The sequence below is a fragment of the Klebsiella sp. RCJ4 genome (assembly GCF_009025755.1).
Classification (GTDB): Bacteria; Pseudomonadota; Gammaproteobacteria; order Enterobacterales; family Enterobacteriaceae; genus Klebsiella; species Klebsiella michiganensis.
On sequence record NZ_WCIN01000018.1, the window covers coordinates 1 to 2,448 of the forward strand.

Sequence of the window (2,448 nt, forward strand, 5' to 3'; positions counted from 1 at the left end):
GGGCTCCTACTGCTTGTACGTACACGGTTTCAGGTTCTTTTTCACTCCCCTCGCCGGGGTTCTTTTCGCCTTTCCCTCACGGTACTGGTTCACTATCGGTCAGTCAGGAGTATTTAGCCTTGGAGGATGGTCCCCCCATATTCAGACAGGATACCACGTGTCCCGCCCTACTCTTCGAGTTCACAGCCTGTGTGCTTTAGTGTACGGGAGTATCACCCTGTACCCTGCGACTTTCCAGACGCTTCCACTAACACACAAGCTGATTCAGACTCCGGGCTGCTCCCCGTTCGCTCGCCGCTACTGGGGGAATCTCGGTTGATTTCTTTTCCTCGGGGTACTTAGATGTTTCAGTTCCCCCGGTTCGCCTCGTTAACCTATGTATTCAGTTAACGATAGTGCAACGAATTGCACTGGGTTTCCCCATTCGGACATCGCCGGCTGTAACGGTTCATATCACCTTACCGACGCTTTTCGCAGATTAGCACGTCCTTCATCGCCTCTGACTGCCAGGGCATCCACCGTGTACGCTTAGTCGCTTAACCTCACAACCCGAAGATGTTTCGTAAAACATCGTCGTGTCGCGAAAATTTGAGAGACTCGAACACACTTAAATAGTGTGTCGTTTCAATTTTCAGCTTGATCCAGATTTTTAAAGAGCAAATATCTCAAACGTCACCCGAAGATGAGTTTTGAGATATTAAGGCAGGTGACTTTCACTCACGAACCAGCAAGTGGCGTCCCCTAGGGGATTCGAACCCCTGTTACCGCCGTGAAAGGGCGGTGTCCTGGGCCTCTAGACGAAGGGGACACTGAAGTCTCAATCGCAAGACGCCTTGCTATTTACTTTTCATCAGACAATCTGTGTGAGCACTACAAAGGCAGGTTCTTTAAGGTAAGGAGGTGATCCAACCGCAGGTTCCCCTACGGTTACCTTGTTACGACTTCACCCCAGTCATGAATCACAAAGTGGTAAGCGCCCTCCCGAAGGTTAAGCTACCTACTTCTTTTGCAACCCACTCCCATGGTGTGACGGGCGGTGTGTACAAGGCCCGGGAACGTATTCACCGTGGCATTCTGATCCACGATTACTAGCGATTCCGACTTCATGGAGTCGAGTTGCAGACTCCAATCCGGACTACGACATACTTTATGAGGTCCGCTTGCTCTCGCGAGGTCGCTTCTCTTTGTATATGCCATTGTAGCACGTGTGTAGCCCTACTCGTAAGGGCCATGATGACTTGACGTCATCCCCACCTTCCTCCAGTTTATCACTGGCAGTCTCCTTTGAGTTCCCGACCGAATCGCTGGCAACAAAGGATAAGGGTTGCGCTCGTTGCGGGACTTAACCCAACATTTCACAACACGAGCTGACGACAGCCATGCAGCACCTGTCTCAGAGTTCCCGAAGGCACCAAAGCATCTCTGCTAAGTTCTCTGGATGTCAAGAGTAGGTAAGGTTCTTCGCGTTGCATCGAATTAAACCACATGCTCCACCGCTTGTGCGGGCCCCCGTCAATTCATTTGAGTTTTAACCTTGCGGCCGTACTCCCCAGGCGGTCGACTTAACGCGTTAGCTCCGGAAGCCACTCCTCAAGGGAACAACCTCCAAGTCGACATCGTTTACAGCGTGGACTACCAGGGTATCTAATCCTGTTTGCTCCCCACGCTTTCGCACCTGAGCGTCAGTCTTTGTCCAGGGGGCCGCCTTCGCCACCGGTATTCCTCCAGATCTCTACGCATTTCACCGCTACACCTGGAATTCTACCCCCCTCTACAAGACTCCAGCCTGCCAGTTTCGAATGCAGTTCCCAGGTTGAGCCCGGGGATTTCACATCCGACTTGACAGACCGCCTGCGTGCGCTTTACGCCCAGTAATTCCGATTAACGCTTGCACCCTCCGTATTACCGCGGCTGCTGGCACGGAGTTAGCCGGTGCTTCTTCTGCGGGTAACGTCAATCGACAAGGTTATTAACCTTATCGCCTTCCTCCCCGCTGAAAGTACTTTACAACCCGAAGGCCTTCTTCATACACGCGGCATGGCTGCATCAGGCTTGCGCCCATTGTGCAATATTCCCCACTGCTGCCTCCCGTAGGAGTCTGGACCGTGTCTCAGTTCCAGTGTGGCTGGTCATCCTCTCAGACCAGCTAGGGATCGTCGCCTAGGTGAGCCGTTACCCCACCTACTAGCTAATCCCATCTGGGCACATCTGATGGCAAGAGGCCCGAAGGTCCCCCTCTTTGGTCTTGCGACGTTATGCGGTATTAGCTACCGTTTCCAGTAGTTATCCCCCTCCATCAGGCAGTTTCCCAGACATTACTCACCCGTCCGCCACTCGTCACCCGAGAGCAAGCTCTCTGTGCTACCGTTCGACTTGCATGTGTTAGGCCTGCCGCCAGCGTTCAATCTGAGCCATGATCAAACTCTTCAATTTAAGTTTGATGCTCGT

The 2,448-nt window shown here is 52.7% G+C and carries 1 tRNA gene and 2 rRNA genes; all 3 read right to left on the reverse strand.

What is annotated here, in order from left to right:
* Window positions 1-542, reverse strand: a 23S ribosomal RNA gene (locus F8562_RS05485); the annotation flags it as partial.
* A 190-nt stretch (window positions 543-732) separates the two neighbouring features.
* Window positions 733-808 (reverse strand) — tRNA-Glu (locus tag F8562_RS05490).
* An 85-nt stretch (window positions 809-893) separates the two neighbouring features.
* Window positions 894-2,433: ribosomal RNA gene (locus tag F8562_RS05495) — 16S ribosomal RNA — on the reverse strand.
* Between the last annotated feature and the right edge of the window lie 15 nt (window positions 2,434-2,448).